The organism is Lysobacter sp. Soil_C_59 (assembly GCF_057656415.1).
Map to the genome: position 1 here is coordinate 99,964 of NZ_JBDGKK010000002.1, position 17,457 is coordinate 117,420.

The 17,457-nt window shown below is 67.6% G+C and carries 11 protein-coding genes; 1 reads left to right on the forward strand and 10 read right to left on the reverse strand.

The genetic code is table 11. The features are described 5' to 3' along the window. Positions 1 to 9 precede the first annotated feature (9 nt). Positions 10 to 441, forward strand: coding sequence for a cupin domain-containing protein (locus AC3A3Q_RS03995; RefSeq protein ID WP_487585002.1), 432 nt, complete (start codon positions 10 to 12; stop codon positions 439 to 441). A 17-nt stretch (positions 442 to 458) separates the two neighbouring features. Here the strand turns inward: AC3A3Q_RS03995 and AC3A3Q_RS04000 are convergent, their stop codons facing one another. The 10 genes from AC3A3Q_RS04000 to AC3A3Q_RS04045 all read right to left on the reverse strand — a co-directional run bounded on the left by AC3A3Q_RS04000 (position 459) and on the right by AC3A3Q_RS04045 (position 17,156). After that, positions 459 to 4,499 carry an autotransporter outer membrane beta-barrel domain-containing protein gene (locus tag AC3A3Q_RS04000; RefSeq protein ID WP_487585003.1) on the reverse strand — a complete coding sequence of 1,347 codons (4,041 nt, stop codon included), beginning with the start codon at positions 4,497 to 4,499 and terminating at the stop codon, positions 459 to 461. 216 nt (positions 4,500 to 4,715) lie between these two features. Further along, positions 4,716 to 5,405: a phospholipase D-like domain-containing protein gene (locus tag AC3A3Q_RS04005; protein WP_487585004.1), complete on the reverse strand. Its 690-nt coding sequence runs from the start codon at positions 5,403 to 5,405 to the stop codon at positions 4,716 to 4,718. Positions 5,406 to 5,416: 11 nt separating this feature from the next. After that, positions 5,417 to 6,514: a toxic anion resistance protein gene (locus AC3A3Q_RS04010; RefSeq protein WP_487585005.1), complete on the reverse strand. Its 1,098-nt coding sequence runs from the start codon at positions 6,512 to 6,514 to the stop codon at positions 5,417 to 5,419. Next, positions 6,511 to 7,281, reverse strand: a complete 771-nt coding sequence (locus AC3A3Q_RS04015) for a hypothetical protein (protein ID WP_487585006.1) — start codon at positions 7,279 to 7,281, stop codon at positions 6,511 to 6,513. Before AC3A3Q_RS04015 ends, AC3A3Q_RS04010 begins: the two co-directional genes overlap by 4 nt. Further along, positions 7,278 to 12,626 (reverse strand): DNA repair ATPase, encoded by a 5,349-nt coding sequence (locus AC3A3Q_RS04020; protein WP_487585007.1) that lies wholly within the window; start codon positions 12,624 to 12,626, stop codon positions 7,278 to 7,280. The genes AC3A3Q_RS04015 and AC3A3Q_RS04020 overlap by 4 nt, the downstream gene beginning before the upstream one ends. 122 nt (positions 12,627 to 12,748) lie before the next feature. Then, entirely contained in the window at positions 12,749 to 13,009 is a 261-nt protein-coding gene (locus tag AC3A3Q_RS04025; protein WP_386702933.1) for a hypothetical protein, read from the reverse strand. 48 nt (positions 13,010 to 13,057) lie between these two features. Further along, the gene (locus AC3A3Q_RS04030; RefSeq protein ID WP_487585008.1) at positions 13,058 to 15,085 is read right to left on the reverse strand and encodes a flotillin family protein; all 2,028 of its coding nucleotides are present in this window, start codon (positions 15,083 to 15,085) and stop codon (positions 13,058 to 13,060) included. A gap of 30 nt (positions 15,086 to 15,115) precedes the next feature. After that, a complete protein-coding gene (locus AC3A3Q_RS04035; protein WP_487585009.1) occupies positions 15,116 to 15,754 on the reverse strand; it encodes a hypothetical protein in 639 nt (212 codons plus the stop codon). After that, on the reverse strand, positions 15,751 to 16,521 hold the full coding sequence (locus tag AC3A3Q_RS04040; RefSeq protein ID WP_487585010.1) for a PspA/IM30 family protein: 771 nt from the start codon (positions 16,519 to 16,521) through the stop codon (positions 15,751 to 15,753). The genes AC3A3Q_RS04035 and AC3A3Q_RS04040 overlap by 4 nt, the downstream gene beginning before the upstream one ends. Then, positions 16,518 to 17,156 (reverse strand): YjfI family protein, encoded by a 639-nt coding sequence (locus AC3A3Q_RS04045; RefSeq protein ID WP_487585011.1) that lies wholly within the window; start codon positions 17,154 to 17,156, stop codon positions 16,518 to 16,520. Before AC3A3Q_RS04045 ends, AC3A3Q_RS04040 begins: the two co-directional genes overlap by 4 nt. Positions 17,157 to 17,457: the final 301 nt, after the last annotated feature.

Here is a 17,457-nt window from a genome sequence, read left to right on the forward strand (position 1 = left end):
GAGGCGACGATGCGAGCACACATCTTCAGCATGGTGATCCTCGTCGTCACGCTCGCCTGCGGCACCACTGCTGCCGGCGAGCCACGGCGTGATTCCTACGTCGAGCAGGCGCGCGACATCGCGGTGCAACAGCCTGGCCCGCACGAGGGCGAGGGCACCACGACGGCCTATCCGTTCTTTGCCGACGCCGCCGACTTCGACCTGGTCTTTCGCCAGCGCGCCCTGCACCCGGGCGCGACGATCGGCGAGCACCGCAACGACAAGGACGAGATCTACTACGTCCTGTCCGGCCGCGGCGAACTGCTGCTCGACGGCAAGCGCCGCGAGGTCGGGCCCGGCGACGCGATCCTCACCCGCAATGGCAGCACGCACGCCCTGGCACAGCGCGGCAAGGACGACCTGGTGATCATCGTCGCCTACCGCAGGCAGGCGATGCCGTAAGCGGCGCCGCGCACGGCCTACCAGTTCGCGCGCAGCCCGAACTTGCCCTCCCAGGAGTGTCGATCGTCATCGAAGCCCTGCGCATAACCTGCATTGCCGTAGAAGAAGACGTTGCGGTCGATCTCGCGGGTCAAGCCAAGTTCGACTTCCCACCAGCTGCCGCCGAGGTCGGCGTGGAACGGGACGAATCCGGCCTGTGACGAGAAGCTCGTGATCGGGTCGCCACGGAACTCGTGCCACACGCTCACCCGGCCCCAGCCGGTGCTGAACAACGGCGCGCTCGTTTCGTCGTGCGACCAGTCGCGCGAGAGCCTCGCACTCAGCCGGCCAACCAGCGAATCGACATCGTCGAAGCTGACGTCCGCCGCCAGATCGGAGGCGTCGTCCAGATCGATCCACTGGTAGATCAGCTGCCCCTGCGGCTCGAGTACCCAGTCGTGCTTGCTGCGGAATGGGTAGCCACCCTCGATCGACGCTGCCAGCCCCAATCCGTCGGTGCGCATGCGCTTGAAGATGCGTCCGCGCTGCGGATTGGCCGACGCTTCGTACCAGGTCGCCTGCAACACAGAGTCGACATACCACTGCTTGCGTCCATACCGCGTCCAGTAACCGCCCAGCGTGTAGCCGTCGATGCGCTCGTCACCGGCGCGGCGACCGTCGAAATGCTCGACCTCGGTTTCGGCATAGCCCACCGCGCCGTAGAGACCGGCGTGGTCGCGGTGTTCGTCGGGTTCCTCATGGCGGTACAGGTCGTAGCCGATCTGCACTGCGCCGGTGACGAAGTCGTAGCTCGGGCCACGGCCAAGAATGCCGTTGTCGGCGCCATCGCGATCGCCGTTGACGTATATCAACCGGCCCCACATGCCATCGACCATGCTGCGGTCCTCGTCGAGGTCGCTGCGCGCCCATAGCAACTCCTGCTCGCCGACACGCTCGTGCAGCGTATCGAGCAGCGCGCGGCCGTAGTTCAGTGCGGTCGGTGCAAGCGCGGCGTACAGGGACACCTCGGCCCGGACGTTTGGAATGGGCGGGCCGGGGTCGGGCGACGGCGGAACCGGAGGCGGAACCGGCGGCGGATCCGGAGGAGTAGGGGGAGGCGGAGGCGGCGGTGGCGGTGGCGGAGGAGGAGGCGGAGGCGGCGCCGGGCACGGCGGCGATGGTGCATTCGCCCCGGAGCAGTCGATCGTCGAACGCAGGAACCAGTCCTGCGGCCCGCTGGCATCGCGGCTGCTCCGCTGCAGTGTGTATTCATACGGCCCGGCGAAGACGGGGGCCGCCAGCGCGAAGGCAGTCGGCGTTGTCGTCGCGCCGTTGATCGCATCCACGACGAGGATGCCATTGGCGACGGTTACTGCGCCGGCACCGCCGGCCTGCTTGATCTGCAGGTGGCTGGCACCGGATGCACTGCCGCCGTCGACGACGAGCAGGTCCGACGGCGAACTGTCGTCGCCGAGCACGGTATTGAGTGCGATGGTCCCGTCGCCACTGTAGTTGACCACCGTCAACGTCTTGAACGCGCCGCCGACTGGCGCGGAAAAGTCGATCAGGCTCGGATCGTTGACCAGGTTGGTGAGGTTGGAACTGCCGGTCAGGTTCCACGTCGCGTCGACCAGGGTGAGGTTGGAGACGCTGCCGGCGGCGGTAGACGCGGACCCGGTCATCGTCGAACGTGTCGCCGTGATGTCTGCGAGCCCGGGCGTGACGGCGAATGGCGGCGCTGTCAGCGGCGGCTGGACGACGCCGGGCGGGTTGCCTTCATCGTCTGGGAACTCGCCCGGGCCCAGCTCCGGAGGGTTCGAAGTAACAGGCGGGGGAAAGTCGTCGATGGTGCCCACGCGCAGCCATTGGTCCGATCCGGCAACGGTGGAGTCGGTGAGCGCGATGACGCCGTTGCCGGCGACACCAACGTTCGGCCCGCTGGCGTTGGCCAGCGTGCTGCCGGTGAAGTCTGCGTTCGAGACTGCACCGGGTTCGCCCAGGACGAACAGCGACATCGACAAGGCGCCCGAGGCTGCGACGTCCGCGCCGTTACCAATGATGCTTCCGCCGATCGCCGAGACCGCGCCATGTGCAGCCGCACCGCTGGTGCGAATCGACGTCTGGTTGATCGTCACCGACGTAGGCGCGTCCTTCGACAGCGCGCCATGCGCCGAATCGCCTCCGGTGACGACCGTGCTGCGATTGGCGACGACGACCGCCTGACCGCGCCCGGTTGGCGGCGAACCGTAGTTGGCCAGCACCGCTCGCAGGCCTTGCGCGCTTGTGCCGTGGGTGGTGATGGCCGAGTCGCTGATCGTGACGGTGGCGGTGGGGCCAGGCAGGTCGTTGCGCGCCTGTGCCGCGGCGCCGTGGGCGTTGACGCCGAGAGTCTCGATGGTCGAAGTGTTGCCAGTCAGGCTCGCGACGAACTGATCGCCTTGCTGTTCGACGATGGCGAATGCACCGATGCCGCGTTCGCCCTCGGTGGTGATGCGCACGTTGGCGATGTTGGTGACGCCGCCGTCGTCGGCCCAGGCGCCCATGGCGATGAAACCGCGGGTGTGGGCAATCGTGCCGTCGGCATTGAGCACGCCACCGGGATTGCGGGCGCCCATCGCATGCGCGTAGGCCGCCTGTGCCACCGAATTGCCGCTGGTATCGATGGTGCCGCGGATCAGTGTCAACACGTTGTTGCCGTCCGACAGGGCCCCCATCGCGTTGTTGTCGCCGGTGGTGACGATGGTGAGGTCGGTGCCGGTGATCGTCGAACTGCCTCCGTGCAGCGCCGCGGAGTAGGCGCCGGAAGTAGTGATCGAAGTGTTCGACACGTCGATATCGGCACCGGCCAGGGCGCGGATGCCGAATGACGTCTGCTGCACGGTGCTGACCTGGCTGCCGGTCATCACCAGACGGGACCCGGCGCCTTCGACTTGGACCCCTGGGGCCCACGGCCCAGCGGTGACGCCGGCATTGACGACGCTGCTGGTGCTGATCTGCGCAACGCCGCCGTTCCTGATCAATACGCCCATGGCGCGCCCGGCTTCCACACGGATGGCGGTGTCGGACACGGTCGCAGTCGATCCGGCGTCCTCGATCTGCAGGCCGTTGCCCCACAGGCCGGTGGCGGTCACCGCGCTGCCGGCGCCGCTCATGTTCAAGGAACCGCCGGAAAGCACGCGGATGCCGGCCGACGATACAAGCGCGCTGCCTGCGCCTGTGCTGGACAGCTGGCTACTGATCAGGCCGAGGGTGCCACCGGCCTCTGCCCTGGCGGCATTGGCGAGCGTTCCCGAGGTGCTGGCGGTAATGAGGATGCCATTGACCTGGCTGCCGCTGCCGATCGACACCAGCGCATGGCTGCCGGTACTGGACGCGACGACCTGCGCGCCTGCAGAGGTGACCTGCGTACCATGGCTGAGGTCGACCTTGCCACCGTCCTGCGCCAGCACGGCGAAGGCGCCGCGCGACGACGTGTCGATGGCGCCTCCGGAAATCGAGACCAGGCTACCCGGTCCGAGCGCCTGCACGCCGTAGTTGCCGGTGCCGTTGGCGCCGCCACGCACGGTCACGCGGGTGTCGCCCAATGCGATGACGCTACCGCCTTCCGCACTGACACCGCGCAGGTTGTTGGTCGTGCCCGATGCCGGGGCCAGCGATATGTCCGAGCTCGCGGACTCGATGAAGCCGCCACCGCCGGTTGCGCGCAGGCCGAACTGGCCGTTTGCGGCGGCACCAATGGACGTCGTGGTTGTCGCGCTGCGGCGAAAGAAGATATCGGCGCCCAGTTGCGAGAAGATCGCCGTCGTCCCCGCCGCGCCCAGACGCACGTTGACCTCGTCGGCGGTTACCTGCCCCGTGGGGCCGCTGGCACTTACGCCGGCCCCGTTCGCCGTGGCGACGGTGATGGTAGTGCCGGTGGCGACGACGCACGTGGTGCCGTCGACGGCCACCGGTGTCGGGCAGGTCTGCGCACGGACAGGTGACAGCAGCGCCGAGGCGATGCCAAGGGCAAGGGGAAGTCGACGCAGGCGAGCCTTGCGACAAGTGCCCGCCAGATCGTGCCTGGACGGATCCAACATGGCCACGCTCCTTTATGCGTGGACACCGGCCGACAAAAGCTTCCCTGGTGGCCGGCGGCGGCGCGCCCACGGGCGCGAGCAGGGCCGAAGTGGTAACGCAACGACGGTGAACGCGGCGTCACCGTGCGTAGTCATGTCGCCCCAGCCCGCGGAGAACGGCCTCGCCGCCGCTCCGGCACAAAAAAAGCCAGAGGCGAACTGGCGGGTGGCTGGCTCCTACAACGGCCCGAAGCGGCCCCAGAGCTCATCGAACTGGCCGCCGAAGCAGCGCACCAGGTAACCGTCGCAACTCACCACCAGGTTCTCCTGGTTCGACGAGCTCGCGCTTCGCGTCCAGTTGAAACTGCCGTTGGCCAGCTGCTCACCGTCGAACAACGCGAACTTGTGGTGCATGTGGAACGGTGTGTCGTCGATGCGCACCTCGATGCCGGCAGCGGCCAGCTGTGGCACGTCGCTGCCGGTGTCGAAGCGCTTGTCGTTGTCGCTGATGATCCGCACCTTGACGCCGCGACGGTGGGCAGCGAGCAGTTCGTCGGTGAGGCGGTCGTCGGCAATGGTGTAGACGCAGACGTCGATCGCGCGCTTGCTGCCCCGGCACAGCTCGCGCAGCTTGCGCAGGCAGCTGTCGCCCGGGGTGAAGAATGCGGTGGTACCGGCCGCCGCGGTGACGAAGGACAGGTCCAGCGTCTTGACCACCTGTTCGAGCCAGCGCAGCGCGTCGAGCACCTTCGCCGGATCGGCCTGCATCATCTCGCGGGCCATGTCGAAGGCGCGGTTGCGCAGGTAGCGGATGCGCTCGGCGTCGATCCGCGCGCCCAGCTCGCGCAGTTCGAAGCGCTCCTCGTTGTCCAGGTTGAGGTCCGTCGCGTAGTCACGCAGGGTCCGGTCGAGCTGGGTGAAATCCATGTCGGCCCCGGTCAGCGCACTTCGACGGTCGGAGCGGCAAGGCGCTTTTGCACGTCGTCGCGCATCCGCGCCAGTTCGACTTCGGCCTGACGACGCTTCTCGATGCCTTCGCGATGAATCGCGCGCACGTCCTCGACGGTCTGGATCAGGCGGTCATGGACGAACTGCAGCGTCTCCACGTCGATCACGCCACGCTGGTTGGCCTTGGCCGTCGCCACCGAGTTCTGGTGCAGCAGGTCGGCGTTGCTGCGCAGCATCTCGTTGGTGGCGTCGTCGATGGCGGTGGCCAGCTCGACCGCGCCCTTCTGTTCCTGCAGCGACAGCTGGATGGCGAAGCTGCGCTTCCAGGCCGGGATGGTGATGTCGCGGACCGCGGTGAACTTCTCGATCAGCTGGATGGCGTTGGCCTGGATGATGCGGATCATCGGCAACGTCTGGTCGGCCGAGTGCTGCAGCAGGCCTAGGTCGCCGACGCGCTTGTCGAGCAGGCGGGTGGCGGTGTCGAGTTCGGCGCGTCGGGTGCGCGACTGCGGATCCTCGGCTCCCTCCAGGCCACGACGCTCCCGTTCGAGTTCGGCCAGTCGCAGCTTTCCTGCGGCCACGTGCAGGGCGAGTTCATGGCGCTCTTCGCGGACGATCTCGTGCATGCGGTCGAAGTCGCGGACACGCGCGGCAAGGTCGTCCTGCTGGCGCGAGACATCGCCCATCAGTTGTTCGATCTGCTGGTTGGTGTTGCTGAACTTCTGCACCAGCTCGCCCTTGGACGATCGCAGGCGATCGATAAGAGGGCCGACGAAGGGCAGCTTCGAGCGCCGGCCGAGCTTCTGCAGGTTCAGCGTGCGGGCGATGCGCACCACTTCGCCGAGCTTGCTGCCGGTCGCGTCGAGGTCGCGGTTGCGGACCTGGTCGAGCAACTGGCTGGAGAACTGCGTAGTCCGCGTCGCGGCCTCGCGACCGAAGCCCTGCAAATCGGCCGGCTCGACGTTCTGCAACGACTTGCCGATCTCGGCGATGCGACCATGGTCGGCCGATGTCAGGCCCATGGCCAGCAGCGTGGCCTCGTCGGGCATGGTCTCGGAGGTCACGACATCCGTGGCGGACGTGTTCATGGCAAAGGCTCCTTGGGTGAGGCGTTGGCTTTGGTTTGCGGCGGCGGGAGAACGTGTGTGGAGTCGTGCAGTGATGCCAGCCCGATGCGCAGCTCGCGCTGCAACTGGCTGAAACGATCGGGCCGTGTGTCGGAGCGCAGCTGCCTACCGGCCGCATTGGCCGCCGCGTGCTGCCGCCAGAGCGGCACGAGTACGTCGCGCACCTGCTCGTGGCGCTCCATCAGGCGGCGGGCGTGGCCGCGGACCATCGCGACGTGCGCGAGCGTTGCCGTCCACGAGGCAGCGATCAGGTCCAGATGAACCAGCCGGCGCGCCGACACGTCATCTGTGGGCCCGGAAGCACGGGTATCGCTGACGGTCGCATCCAGCAGTCCTAGCTGGCGCTGCAGGCCGTCGGCCGCGGCCTGCAGTTTCACCAGCTGTGCAGACAGCTCGTCCGCAAGCGACTGTGCGGACAACAACGCGACCCGCACCCGCTGCTCGACCGGATCGACCTGCGCCTGGGCGACGATGTCGCGACCCATCAGGCGCCCGAACCAGCCGACGCGCCGCCGTGCCCGAATCGGATCGGAGCTGTCCAGTGCCGCCACGGCGGCATCGAGCTGCTCCAGCAATGGCACGGTCGGCAGGCCCTGGATCAATGCGGTGATCGCGTCGAGGTCCGCCTGGGCGACGAGCGCGGCGCCAAGGCCGCCATCGGCGGTCTCGCGCACGCCCGGGCTGGAAGCACCCTGGCTCGCATCACTGTCGGCCCGGAGTGACGTCATCGCGGCGGCCAGATGTCCTTGCCGTTGTCGCCAAGGTTCTGCAGCGCTTCGTCGAGCGGCTTCTCGATCGGCGTCGGCCGATGCTGCCTGCGACCGGCCGTGGCCGGCTTCGTGCGCGTCACGATGTCCTCGCGGAAAGCATTCGCGAGGTGCAGCACCGCGGCGTTGATCTTCTCCTGCTGGTCGTGGCTGGCGCGGATCGCCTCCAGCAACGGCGCGATCGCCGCGTGCATCGCCGACGGCAGTGCGTCGGGCCGCGACGTCGGCTGCGGCTGGACAGCCGGTTCCCGGCGCTGCTCGGCCACGCGCTGCAGCAATGCGAGCACTTCGTGCCATGGTGCCGGCTCGGCTGCCGGCACCGGCGGCGCCGCGACCGCGCTGGACGTTGCGTGCTCCATCGCCTGCCCCATCTCCTGCAGGCCACCGGCAATGTCGGCCAGCTGCGCGACCACGCGGCCACCGACGTCGGCGTCGTCGGACCCCATCGCCTTGTTGCGCAGGAAGTCGCGCTTGATCTGCGCCCAACGTGCGCTGTCGTCGGCGCTCATACCACCGCGCAGCTCCGCCAGGCGCAGCAGGTTCTCCTCCGCACCGGTGGTCAGCAACTGCGCTTCGCCGAGGTAGTGGTCGCCAATGAGCTGCTGCAGCTCGGCTTCGTTCATCACCGGTGAGATCTTCTCGGCCAGCTTGTTCATGTTGCGATAGCTGCCCTGCAGCTTGAACGGCGGCTCGGTGCGGTACTTGTCGGCCTGTGCCGCGCTGGCGATGTACTGCTGGTTGACGCGATACACCACGTCGCGGACCTGCATCAGCCGCTGCAACGTGCCGACGATCTCGTTGACCTCGGCGCCGCTGTAGGCGTGCGACAGGCCATTGAGCGAGACCTCCTTGCCGCGCGCCTTGTCGGCCAGCAGGTAAAGATCGGCCATCTCGCGCGTCGCCAGCGGTGCCAGCACCGGGTTGGAGGTCAGGCTGTTCTCGATGTAGCTCAGCGTGAACGAGTCCTCCATGCCGCCCAGGACGTCGCCGAGGTTGTAGATGTCGGCACGGTTGGCCAGCATGTCCGGGATCTTGAACACCTCGCCGGACTCCGTGTACGGGTTGCCGGCCATCACCACGCAGAACTTCTTGCCACGCAGGTCGTAGGTCTTGGCCTGGCCCTTCCACACGCCCTCGATGCGGCGCGTGCCGTCGCACAGCGAGATGAACTTCTGCAGGAACTCCGGATGCGTGTGCTGGATGTCGTCGACATACAGCATCACGTTGTTGCCCATCTCCAGCGCGAGGTTGAGCTTTTCGAGTTCCTGGCGCGAGGTCGCGTCCGGTGCCTGCGCCGGGTCGATGCTGCGCACCTCGTGGCCGAGCGCCGGGCCGTTGACCTTCATGAAGATCAGGCCGAGGCGGTGGGCGACGTACTCCATCAACGTCGTCTTACCGTAGCCCGGCGGCGAGATCATCATCAGCAGGCCCATCAGGTCGCTGCGCTTGTTCTCGCCGACGGTGCCCATCTGCTTGGCAAGGTTGTCGCCGATGACGGGCAGGTAGACGTCGTTGATGAGCCGGTTGCGCACGAACGAGGTCAGCGGGCGCGGCTGGAACTCGCCCAGCCGCAGCGCCTCGCGTTCGCGCCCCACGATCTCCTGGCGCAGCGCCTGGTAGCGGCGGAAACGCGGCAGCACGTCGCGATGGTGTCCGCGCAGGCGCGCCATCAGGTCGTCGATGGCCAGCGTCATGCGGCCACCGGCAATGCGGGCGTGCTCGCCGAGCAGGCCCTCGACCGTCGCGTGCAGCACGGCATCGCTGTCGCGTCGTTTCAGCTGACCTTCGGTGGCGAGGAACGCCGCGGCTTCGGCGGCATAGCCGGCCAGCGGCGCGAAGGCGGGATCGGTGCACAGGCCTTCCAGCCAATGCATCGCGTGCAGCCAGCGCACGGCCGGACGGTCCTTGAGCTGGGCCATCGAACGCTTGAAGGCGTCCTGCGTGCCGGCCGCCTTGATGCGGCCTTCCAACGCCACCAGCAACTCGCGGCCATGGCGTGACAGCACCAGCCCGGCGTCGGCGCCGGCCAGTTCGTCCATCAGGTAACCGGCGGCTTCGGGCACGCGCGCGGCGTCGATCGCCAGCGCCGTCTGCTGGACGTACGCGGCGATCTCGCCGGCGATCTCCGCCTGCAGCGCATCCAGCCCGGTGCGGGTGCCGAACATGGCGGCGATTGCCTGGGCGCTGGCAATGCGCTGCGGCCACTCGCCCGGGGCTGCGTCCTTGCCGCGCGCAGCCCAGAACATCGCCGCCAGCGCGCGCGGCAGCGGCGCATGCACCAGCGTGCCGGCGGCGGCGCGCTGGCCGAGCATCATCCGCAGGATCAGCGCAGCATCGTGGTCGTGGATGCCACGCTCGTAACCATCGCGGTAGCGCGGTGCGGCGAAGTCGCGCACGGTCCGCGTGAGCGCGTCGATGTCGCCAGGCTGGCGCTGGAGCGATTCGAGCGACAGGCCTTCGCGACCGGCGTCGGCGGCCTCGAGCACCTGTCCGGCGAGGTACTCGCCGCGGTACAGCGCGGTCGACTCCGACTCCAGGCCGGTGTTCCAGAACTCGCGGAACGAGTTCAGCTCGTCGCTGCGCAACGGCTCGATGAAGTCGGTACCCGTCAGGTGCAGCGCGAGTTCGTCGCCGCGCGGCAACAGGGTCAGGTCGAGCGGCTGGCTGTTGACGCTGAAGCGGTGGCGGCCGAGCTTGATGATATTGCCGCCCTCCTCGAACAGGTCGCTGCGGTCGCGCAGCGCGCGCACGGCCTGGTCGCGCGCGGCCTTCAGGCGCGCTTCGACGTCGTCGGCCTTGACGCTGTCCTTGTAGCCGCGCAGGCGGTCAGCCAGTTCGCGAATCTTGAGGATCAGCGGATCGCCGGCGAAGAAGGCATTGAGCTGGTCGGCGCTGGTGAACTTCTCCGCGCGCCTGCCCAGGCCATCGAGGATGCGGTTGGCCGCATCGAGCACCGATTGCGCTTTGCGCTGGCGGTCGTCGAGCAGCGCCTGCTTGTGCGCCTCGAAGGTTTCCAGAAGTTCCTCGCGCTTGGCGAGGATGTCGCCGAGGAACTGCTCGTGCTCGCCGAACTGGCTCTCCAGTTCCTCGAGCTGGACCATCAGGCGCGATAGCTGCTCGTCGGCCTTCTCCGGGTCGCCGGCCAGGCCAAGGGCGCTGGTGATCGACTGGCCGAACAGGGTGAACTGCGCGCCGAACTGGGCCACCGCCTCGGCCGAGCCGAGCGTCTTGCGGCGCTGCTCTGCGCGCGCGCGGGCCTGGTTGAGGCGCGCGTAGATGGTCGAGATCGACTCGACGACGCGCGTGCGCTGGCTGGCGTCGTCGACCTTCAGGCCCGCCATCAGCTCCGACAGCATGTCCAGGTCGGCGGAGATCGCCTGCAGCGCCTGCAACTGCGTCGCCAGCTCTCGCGCGGTGGCGGACTTCTGCGCGGCCGCATCGAGCTCGGCCACGCGAGCCGCATAAGGCTGCAGCGACTTGTCGCTGCCGAGGAAGCTGCCGGTCGCGGCACCGATGCGCTCGTGCGCGGCCTGCAGCTCCACGCCCATCGCGTCGATGGCGACGGTGTCGATGTAGCGATTCTCGCGGATGGTCAGCAGGTGACCGCGCAGGCGGCCTATTTCGCCGAGTGCATCGACGAACTCCTGCACCTGCGTCCAGTTCTCGGGCAACAGCCGCGCGAGCAACGTTTTGTGCTCAGCGCGCGCCTTGGCCATCGCCGCATCGGACTGGCGACGGATGCTCTCGACCTTCTCGAACTCGCCGAGCACCGATTCGCCGGTGGCGGTGATCTCGCGCAGCAGGCCGGCCACGCCGTCGCAGTTGCCGTCGTCGAGCCAGTGGTGGGCGTCGAACAGCCGTCGGGCGTTGTGGGTCAGCAGCTGGTAGCGCTGCACCGACACTTCCTGGCTTTCGATTTCGCGGCCCAGGTGGAACAGGCTGGAGATGCCGCGGACGAGCTCGGCATTGCCGATGCGGCCCATGAAGCTGGTGCCGGGCGGTCGTTGCGCGGCGAACTCCTCGCTGAAGAACGGCGTGCGCCAAACCTGCATCGGGTGGATGCGGGTGGCACCGTCGCCCTCGGCGTTGAACAGCACCATCCTGCCATCCGGCAGCACGGCATGGCCGTGGCCGAACAGCGGGTTCTGCAGCTTGCGCTGGATCATGTTGTAGACGAACAGCGCCGAGCGGCCCTGTTCGTGCTCGTAGAACGCGTACATCACGTCTTCGCCGTTGGGCGAACGGATGGCGCGCTGGAACTGCATGCCGTCCATGCTGGCGTCGAACGACTTGTGCTCGCCGCTCTGCAGGTAGTAGCCGCCCGGGAAGATGATGCCGTGGTCCTCGGGCAGCTGTACGCAGGCCTGGACGATGGCGTCGTTGCGGATCACCTTGCCGGTGAGGGTGTTGTAGACCAGGCCGCGCCAGGCGGTCTCTCGGTACGGCAGCACCTTGAGCAGGATCAGCGAGCCGACCCGTGCGAAATCGAACGTGGCGTCGTCGAGCGACTGGGTCTTGTCGTCGACCGGCTCGGAATAGATGCCCTGCCCGGTCTCGGTGTTGTTCTCGACCTTCAGCGTGAGGTTGCCGCCGGTGGTCTCGACGAAGAGGGTGTCGAGGATGTTGAGGTGGACGAAGCGGCCGTTGACCGTGTGTTCGCGCGTGGCGCGGGTCCACTCGAAGTCGAACGGCGGCGGCAGCACCAGGTCGCGCTCGCCACGCGCGTCGATGTAGGTCAGCTCGCCCTGGTTGGAGATCGCCCAGCGGAACACGCGCACGTCGGTGCTGCGCTCGCCGATCTGGAAGGAGGCCAGCAGCTTGCTGCCTGCCACGTCCAGCTGCAGCAGGCGCGCATTCTTGTAATAGGCGTAGAGCTCGTTGAAGTCGCGCACGAACGCGGCATCGCCGAGGAAGCTGCTGGCGTGCTCGACCGCGACGACATCGAAGCCGTCCGCGCCCTCGACCAGCCGGTACAGCCCAAACACGTCCTCGACCCGGGTCGTGGTCTTGAGGCCGATGAAGACGTTGTAACCGAACAGCAGCTGGTCGCCGACCGGCACGATGTCGCGGCCGATGCAATTGTTCTCGGTGCGGATGCGCAGGCGGCCGATCACTTCCAGCGCGCTGTCGCCGAACTCCTGCAGGCGACGGCGGTTGAGTCCGTCGGCGGTCTGCCTCAGGCGTTCGCCCTGTTCGGCGAGGCGGCGGCTGAGCACCTCGTAGGCGCCACCCTGGGCGACGGCCGTGTCGACCTGGCCGGCTTCGCCGGCGGTGCCTTCCTGATTGGCTGTGATGGCCTGCGACATCGTTCTACCTCGCCCGATCCGGGGCGCCTGGAGGGTGACTGCGTGGGTTCAACGCGTGACTCAAACCGCATCGCTGCGCCGGCCGGACACCTGCGTGCGCAGGCGCCGGCCGTTGCAGGCGATCAGGCCGTTTCGGGCATCTTGATGCCGTACTTGCTGGCGATTCCGGCCAGCTGCGCCTTCATCGCGGCATCGATCTCGTCGGGACGGATGCGGGCAATGATGTTGCCCAGCACGCGCAGTTCGTTGGGATCCGTCACGCCGTCGCGCTCGGCGATGGCGATGATCTTGGCCAGCTCGGTCGCGTCCAGGCGGCCGTCGTTGCCGAAGCACTGCACGGACTGGAAGGCCATCTCGAGGAAGTCGCGGTTCTCTTTGCTCATGTCTCGGGTCTCGTTCGGTAAGGGTGGTGTGTCAGGCTTCGGCCGGCGTCAGGCGCCGACCGGCTCGTGCTTGTTCTTGTCGGCCGCGCTGATCGGCACGACCGCGGCGGCCGAGTCGATCACGCGCTCGCGCGGGTCGGGCCTGGCCACGCCGAGAAAGCGCTCCATCAGGTCCTGCACGATCGGGCTCTTGCCGGCGAAGCCTTCGATCGACTTGCCCAGCGACAGCGCCTTGGAGAAGCTCTCGAACAATCCGCCGTCGCCACCGACCAGGTCGATGTTGGCGTTGCGCAGCGCCGAGGCGATGACTTCCGCGTTCTCCTTCGACACTTCGCGCCCGGCCTCGATCGCGGCCATGGCCTGCTCGAGGTGGGTTTCCAGGGTCATGCGGAACTCTTCGTGGCTGCGCGCGGTGTCGCTGAGCGAATCGATCGCCTCGAATTTCGCGGTCAGGCCCTCGGCTTCGGCGGTGAGCTTCTTCACCGTGACGTTGGCTTCGGCAATGCCGACCGATTCCACCGCCGTCGCCTTGGCGCGGCCCATCTTCTCCTCGCCGTCGGCCTGCGCGGCCAGGTTCTCGGCCAGCACGCGGGCGTCGCTGCTGCCCTGCTTGTAGCTGGCTTCGGCCTTGGCCTCGATCACGCGCGCCTCGGCGATGCCGACCTTCTCGATGGCCACCGCGGTGGCTTCGCGCACCTGGTTCTCGGCCAGGCCCGGCGCGGCGGTCTCCGCCTTCACGCCTTCGGCGATCAGCTTCTTGGCCTCTGCATCCTTCGACGCGGCTTCCAGCTCGGCCTGCGCCAGGGTCGTGATCTCCACGGCCTTGTGCTTGGCCGCGGTCTCGGAGGCCTCGGCTTCCTTGACGGTGCGCACCAGGTTTTCCTGCGCCTCGGCTTCGGCGGCGATCACCTTGGCCTGGCGGTCGCGCTCGGCCAGCGAGACCACGCGCACTTCCTTGATGCGCTCTTCTTCCTGCGCCACGGTCTTGTCGATGGCGATGCGCTCGCGGGTGATGTTGGCGACGTCCATCTTGCCGGTCTCCACGACCTTGTCGCGCTCCACGCCCTGCAGCTGCACTTCGCGGTCGGTGGTGACCTGCTCGAGCTTGCGCGCGCGCTCGACGCGTTCGGCCTCGATGGCGACGGCGCGCTGGCGGTTCTGCTCGGCCACTTCGACTTCGCGCTGGCGGTTCTGGTCGCGGATCTGGATCTGCTCGTCCGACTGCAGTCGGGCCTGCTCGGAGATCAGGCGCTGCTCTTCCTTCACACGCAGCGTCTCGGCTTCCTCGCGGGCGCGGATCGTCTCGACCTCGCGCTGCTGGCGGGCCTCGGCCTCGGCCTGCTGGCGCTCCAGCGCCAGGGTGGCTTCGCGCGCTTCCACATTCTTCTTGGTGATGGCGAGCTTCTCGTTCTGCTCGAGCTCGTTGGTGATCACGTTCTGGGTGGCGGTCAGCTCGGTGATCTTGCGGATGCCCTCGGCGTCGAGGATGTTGTTCTGGTCGAGCAGGTTCTTCGGCGTCTGCTCCAGATAGTCAATCGCGACGTCCTCAAGGACATAGCCATTGAGGTCGTTGCCGATGATCTTGATGATCTCGTCGCGGAACTCCTGGCGCTGTTCGAACAGCTCGGTGAACTGGAACTTCTTGCCGACCGTCTTCAGCGCCTCGGAGAACTTGGCGTTGAACAGCTCATCGACCGCGTTCTTGTCCGAGGCGCGGTCGGCGCCGATCGCCTTGGCCACGCGCAGCACGTCGGCCTGGGTCTCGTTGACGCGCAGGTAGAAGGCCACGGTGATGTCGGCGCGCATGTTGTCGCGGCAGATCAGGCCTTCCTTGCCGCGGCGGTCGATCTGCAGGGTGATCAGGCTGATTCGCATGTACTCGGCGCGGTACAGCACCGGGATGATCAGGCCGCCGGTGAAGCGCACCTTGGGCATCGAGCTCATGTCGTTGACGATCAGGGCGGTGCCCTGGTCGACCTTGATGTAGAAGGCCTTGAACAGGCCGAAGATGCCAAGCATAACGACCAGCAAGATGCCAGCCCCGACCAGGAACGGGAGGACCAGGGACACGCTCATTTGCAACTTCTCCTTGTTGGATCCGTATCTCTACAGGGTGTTGAACTGTTGTTCGGAAATCACGCGATAGGCATGTTGCGCATCGAGGTACTCGATGAGCACGACCCGGTCACCGCGCTTGAAACGGCCGGATTCGTGATGGCGGACCTGCAGCACCAGCCCGGCGCCGCCGTCGTCGACCGTCGCCTGGCCGTAGCCGGCATCGACGGAGGGCGTGCTGACGGTCGCGGTGCGGCCGAGGATCGAGGGGTCGGCCGGCGGCCGCAGCTTCAGCAGCAACCGGCTCAGTGGGCGCAGCAGCAGCGAGGTCGCGAACAGGCCGGGCACCAGCATGGCCACGGCCACGGTGATGCCGACCACGATCCGCAACGCACCTGGCAAGTGCTGCAGCAACAGCAGCTGCACGAAATAGGTGCCCAGCCAGCCGATGAAGCTGAGCACCGTGGCCACCAGCATCACCGGTACGCCGGCCAGGCCGAGCTTGGCCAGCATCGCGGCGACTCCGGCCGCTTCGCCGTCCCCGTCGCCATCGCCGCCCAGCAGGGCGTCGGGACCGTCGGCATCGACCAGTCCGGTGGCGGCCAGCGCCCAGTACGCCACGCACACGGCGAGGACGATGCTGTACAGCAGCGTCGGGAAGGTCAGGCAGGTCTGCAGGAAGGCATTCATCGCTTGCCCTTGGTGGAGTCGTCGATGCCGCGGCCACGACGGCCGCCGCCGCGCGTGGGAGGTGCAGGCCCGGCCAGTCCGGGCTCTGACAGGCGTTGACCGATGCGGTCGAGCACGAGCTGCGTTCGTGCATCGCGCTCGTTGATGCCGGCCGCTTCGAGCTTGGCGTCCAGTTCGGGATTGCCGGCGACCGCTTCGTGGCGCCCGACGTCCCGCGCTGCCGCGCCTGCGGCCTGGTGGCGGGCACGCAGCAGCGATTCAATTGCCGTCTGCGGCAGCGTCGTCGCACCGGCCTGGCGTCCGGCCACGGTTTCCTGTGCGCGCTGCAGGGTTTCGGCGGCGCGCAATGCATCGAGCTGGTGCTGCAGGCGTCGCAGGCTGCTTTCGCCCTGGTCGATCAGGTGGCGCATCTTCGCCATCCACTCGTCCAGCCGGGCGACGAAGGCGTGCTCTTCGTCGCGCGCTTCTTCCAGTTGCACGACGGCCGCCGCGACTTCGCGGGCCAGTGCGACCTTGCCCGCCTGCAAGGCGGCCAGTGCCTGTGCTTCGCGCTGGGTGATCGCGAGCGTGGTGCTGTCGATGCGCTCCTGCGCGGTCAGTCGCTTGGCCTGGAAGCCGGCGAGGTTGGCGCGCCACTCGTGCAGGTGCGCATCGGTGTCGCGGATCTCTTCGTCGAGGTCGCGCTGGGCCTGGTGGCCGGCGATGGTCTCGCCAAGCTCGGCCAGTTGCTCGCGGACCTGGCCGAAGATGCGCGTGAACGCCTTCATCCAGGCACCTGCGCGGCGAATGCGGCCGGGCGCAGATACGGCCGGTAAGCCTCGGCGGCGCTGAGCACGTTCTCAGCCAGCGTCTCGATCTCGAACAGTACGTTGGCCAGGCTCGAATGCGTGTCGAGCAGGCCGAACATGATGTAGCAGGCGACGCCGCCGATGACTTCGATGCCCATCGTCGACAGCGGCAGCACCTTGTGCGTGCGCAGTACGTGCAGGTTGAAGGTGGCCGGGTCGATGACGTCCTCGACCGGCCACATCAGCGACTCGACGATGATCTGCTCGCCGCTGACGGCGATGAACACCGGCAGGTCGCCGTGGTCGTGCATTACCAGGTGCAGGCTTGGCTCGGTGCCCTCCACGACCTCCAGGCCGACGCTGCCCGACTGCACCGGCGCGGTCTCGGCCAGCGCCGTATACAGCGAGCGCACGGTCCAGCCGCTCGTTTCGCCGCTGTCGCTGCGGACTCCCATCGCCTCCGGGGTCTTGCGCAGGCGGCGCTCGACGGCGGCCAGCTCCTGGGCGTGCTCGGGCAGGATCCAGACGTCCTTTTTTACATAGCCCTCGCCCCGCATCCGCTCGCGGAACTCGCGCACGTACTCAGTCGACGACTTGGGACGCGGACCTTTCATGTAATCGAGCGTAGAACTTACATGAAACCTCCGCAAGCGGTCCTGGAGGGGGTTCCGACGAACGGTAGCGACCAGGATCTCCTGGCTGCCCGCCTACTGACCCACACCGTCCAACGCGGACAACCACCGTCATGGCTGCCCGGATGCGACCCCACTGCCCGACATCGGATGAGGCCACGACGCCGCAGGCACGTGTCGTCGTTGTCGGCAAACTGAGCACACTGAATGCTTCAGAAAGCCTCCCTCTGCACCTCACTTGCCGAACGACCGCAGGCGTATGCTGATGTTGCCGCCACCTGGG

Coding starts and splice junctions, on each gene's coding strand:
- AC3A3Q_RS03995 (WP_487585002.1), top strand. CDS start 10: ATGCGAGCACACATCTTCAGCATGGTGATCCTCGTCGTCACGCTCGCC.
- AC3A3Q_RS04000 (WP_487585003.1), bottom strand. CDS start 4,499: ATGTTGGATCCGTCCAGGCACGATCTGGCGGGCACTTGTCGCAAGGCT.
- AC3A3Q_RS04005 (WP_487585004.1), bottom strand. CDS start 5,405: ATGGATTTCACCCAGCTCGACCGGACCCTGCGTGACTACGCGACGGAC.
- AC3A3Q_RS04010 (WP_487585005.1), bottom strand. CDS start 6,514: ATGAACACGTCCGCCACGGATGTCGTGACCTCCGAGACCATGCCCGAC.
- AC3A3Q_RS04015 (WP_487585006.1), bottom strand. CDS start 7,281: ATGACGTCACTCCGGGCCGACAGTGATGCGAGCCAGGGTGCTTCCAGC.
- AC3A3Q_RS04020 (WP_487585007.1), bottom strand. CDS start 12,626: ATGTCGCAGGCCATCACAGCCAATCAGGAAGGCACCGCCGGCGAAGCC.
- AC3A3Q_RS04025 (WP_386702933.1), bottom strand. CDS start 13,009: ATGAGCAAAGAGAACCGCGACTTCCTCGAGATGGCCTTCCAGTCCGTG.
- AC3A3Q_RS04030 (WP_487585008.1), bottom strand. CDS start 15,085: ATGAGCGTGTCCCTGGTCCTCCCGTTCCTGGTCGGGGCTGGCATCTTG.
- AC3A3Q_RS04035 (WP_487585009.1), bottom strand. CDS start 15,754: ATGAATGCCTTCCTGCAGACCTGCCTGACCTTCCCGACGCTGCTGTAC.
- AC3A3Q_RS04040 (WP_487585010.1), bottom strand. CDS start 16,521: ATGAAGGCGTTCACGCGCATCTTCGGCCAGGTCCGCGAGCAACTGGCC.
- AC3A3Q_RS04045 (WP_487585011.1), bottom strand. CDS start 17,156: ATGAAAGGTCCGCGTCCCAAGTCGTCGACTGAGTACGTGCGCGAGTTC.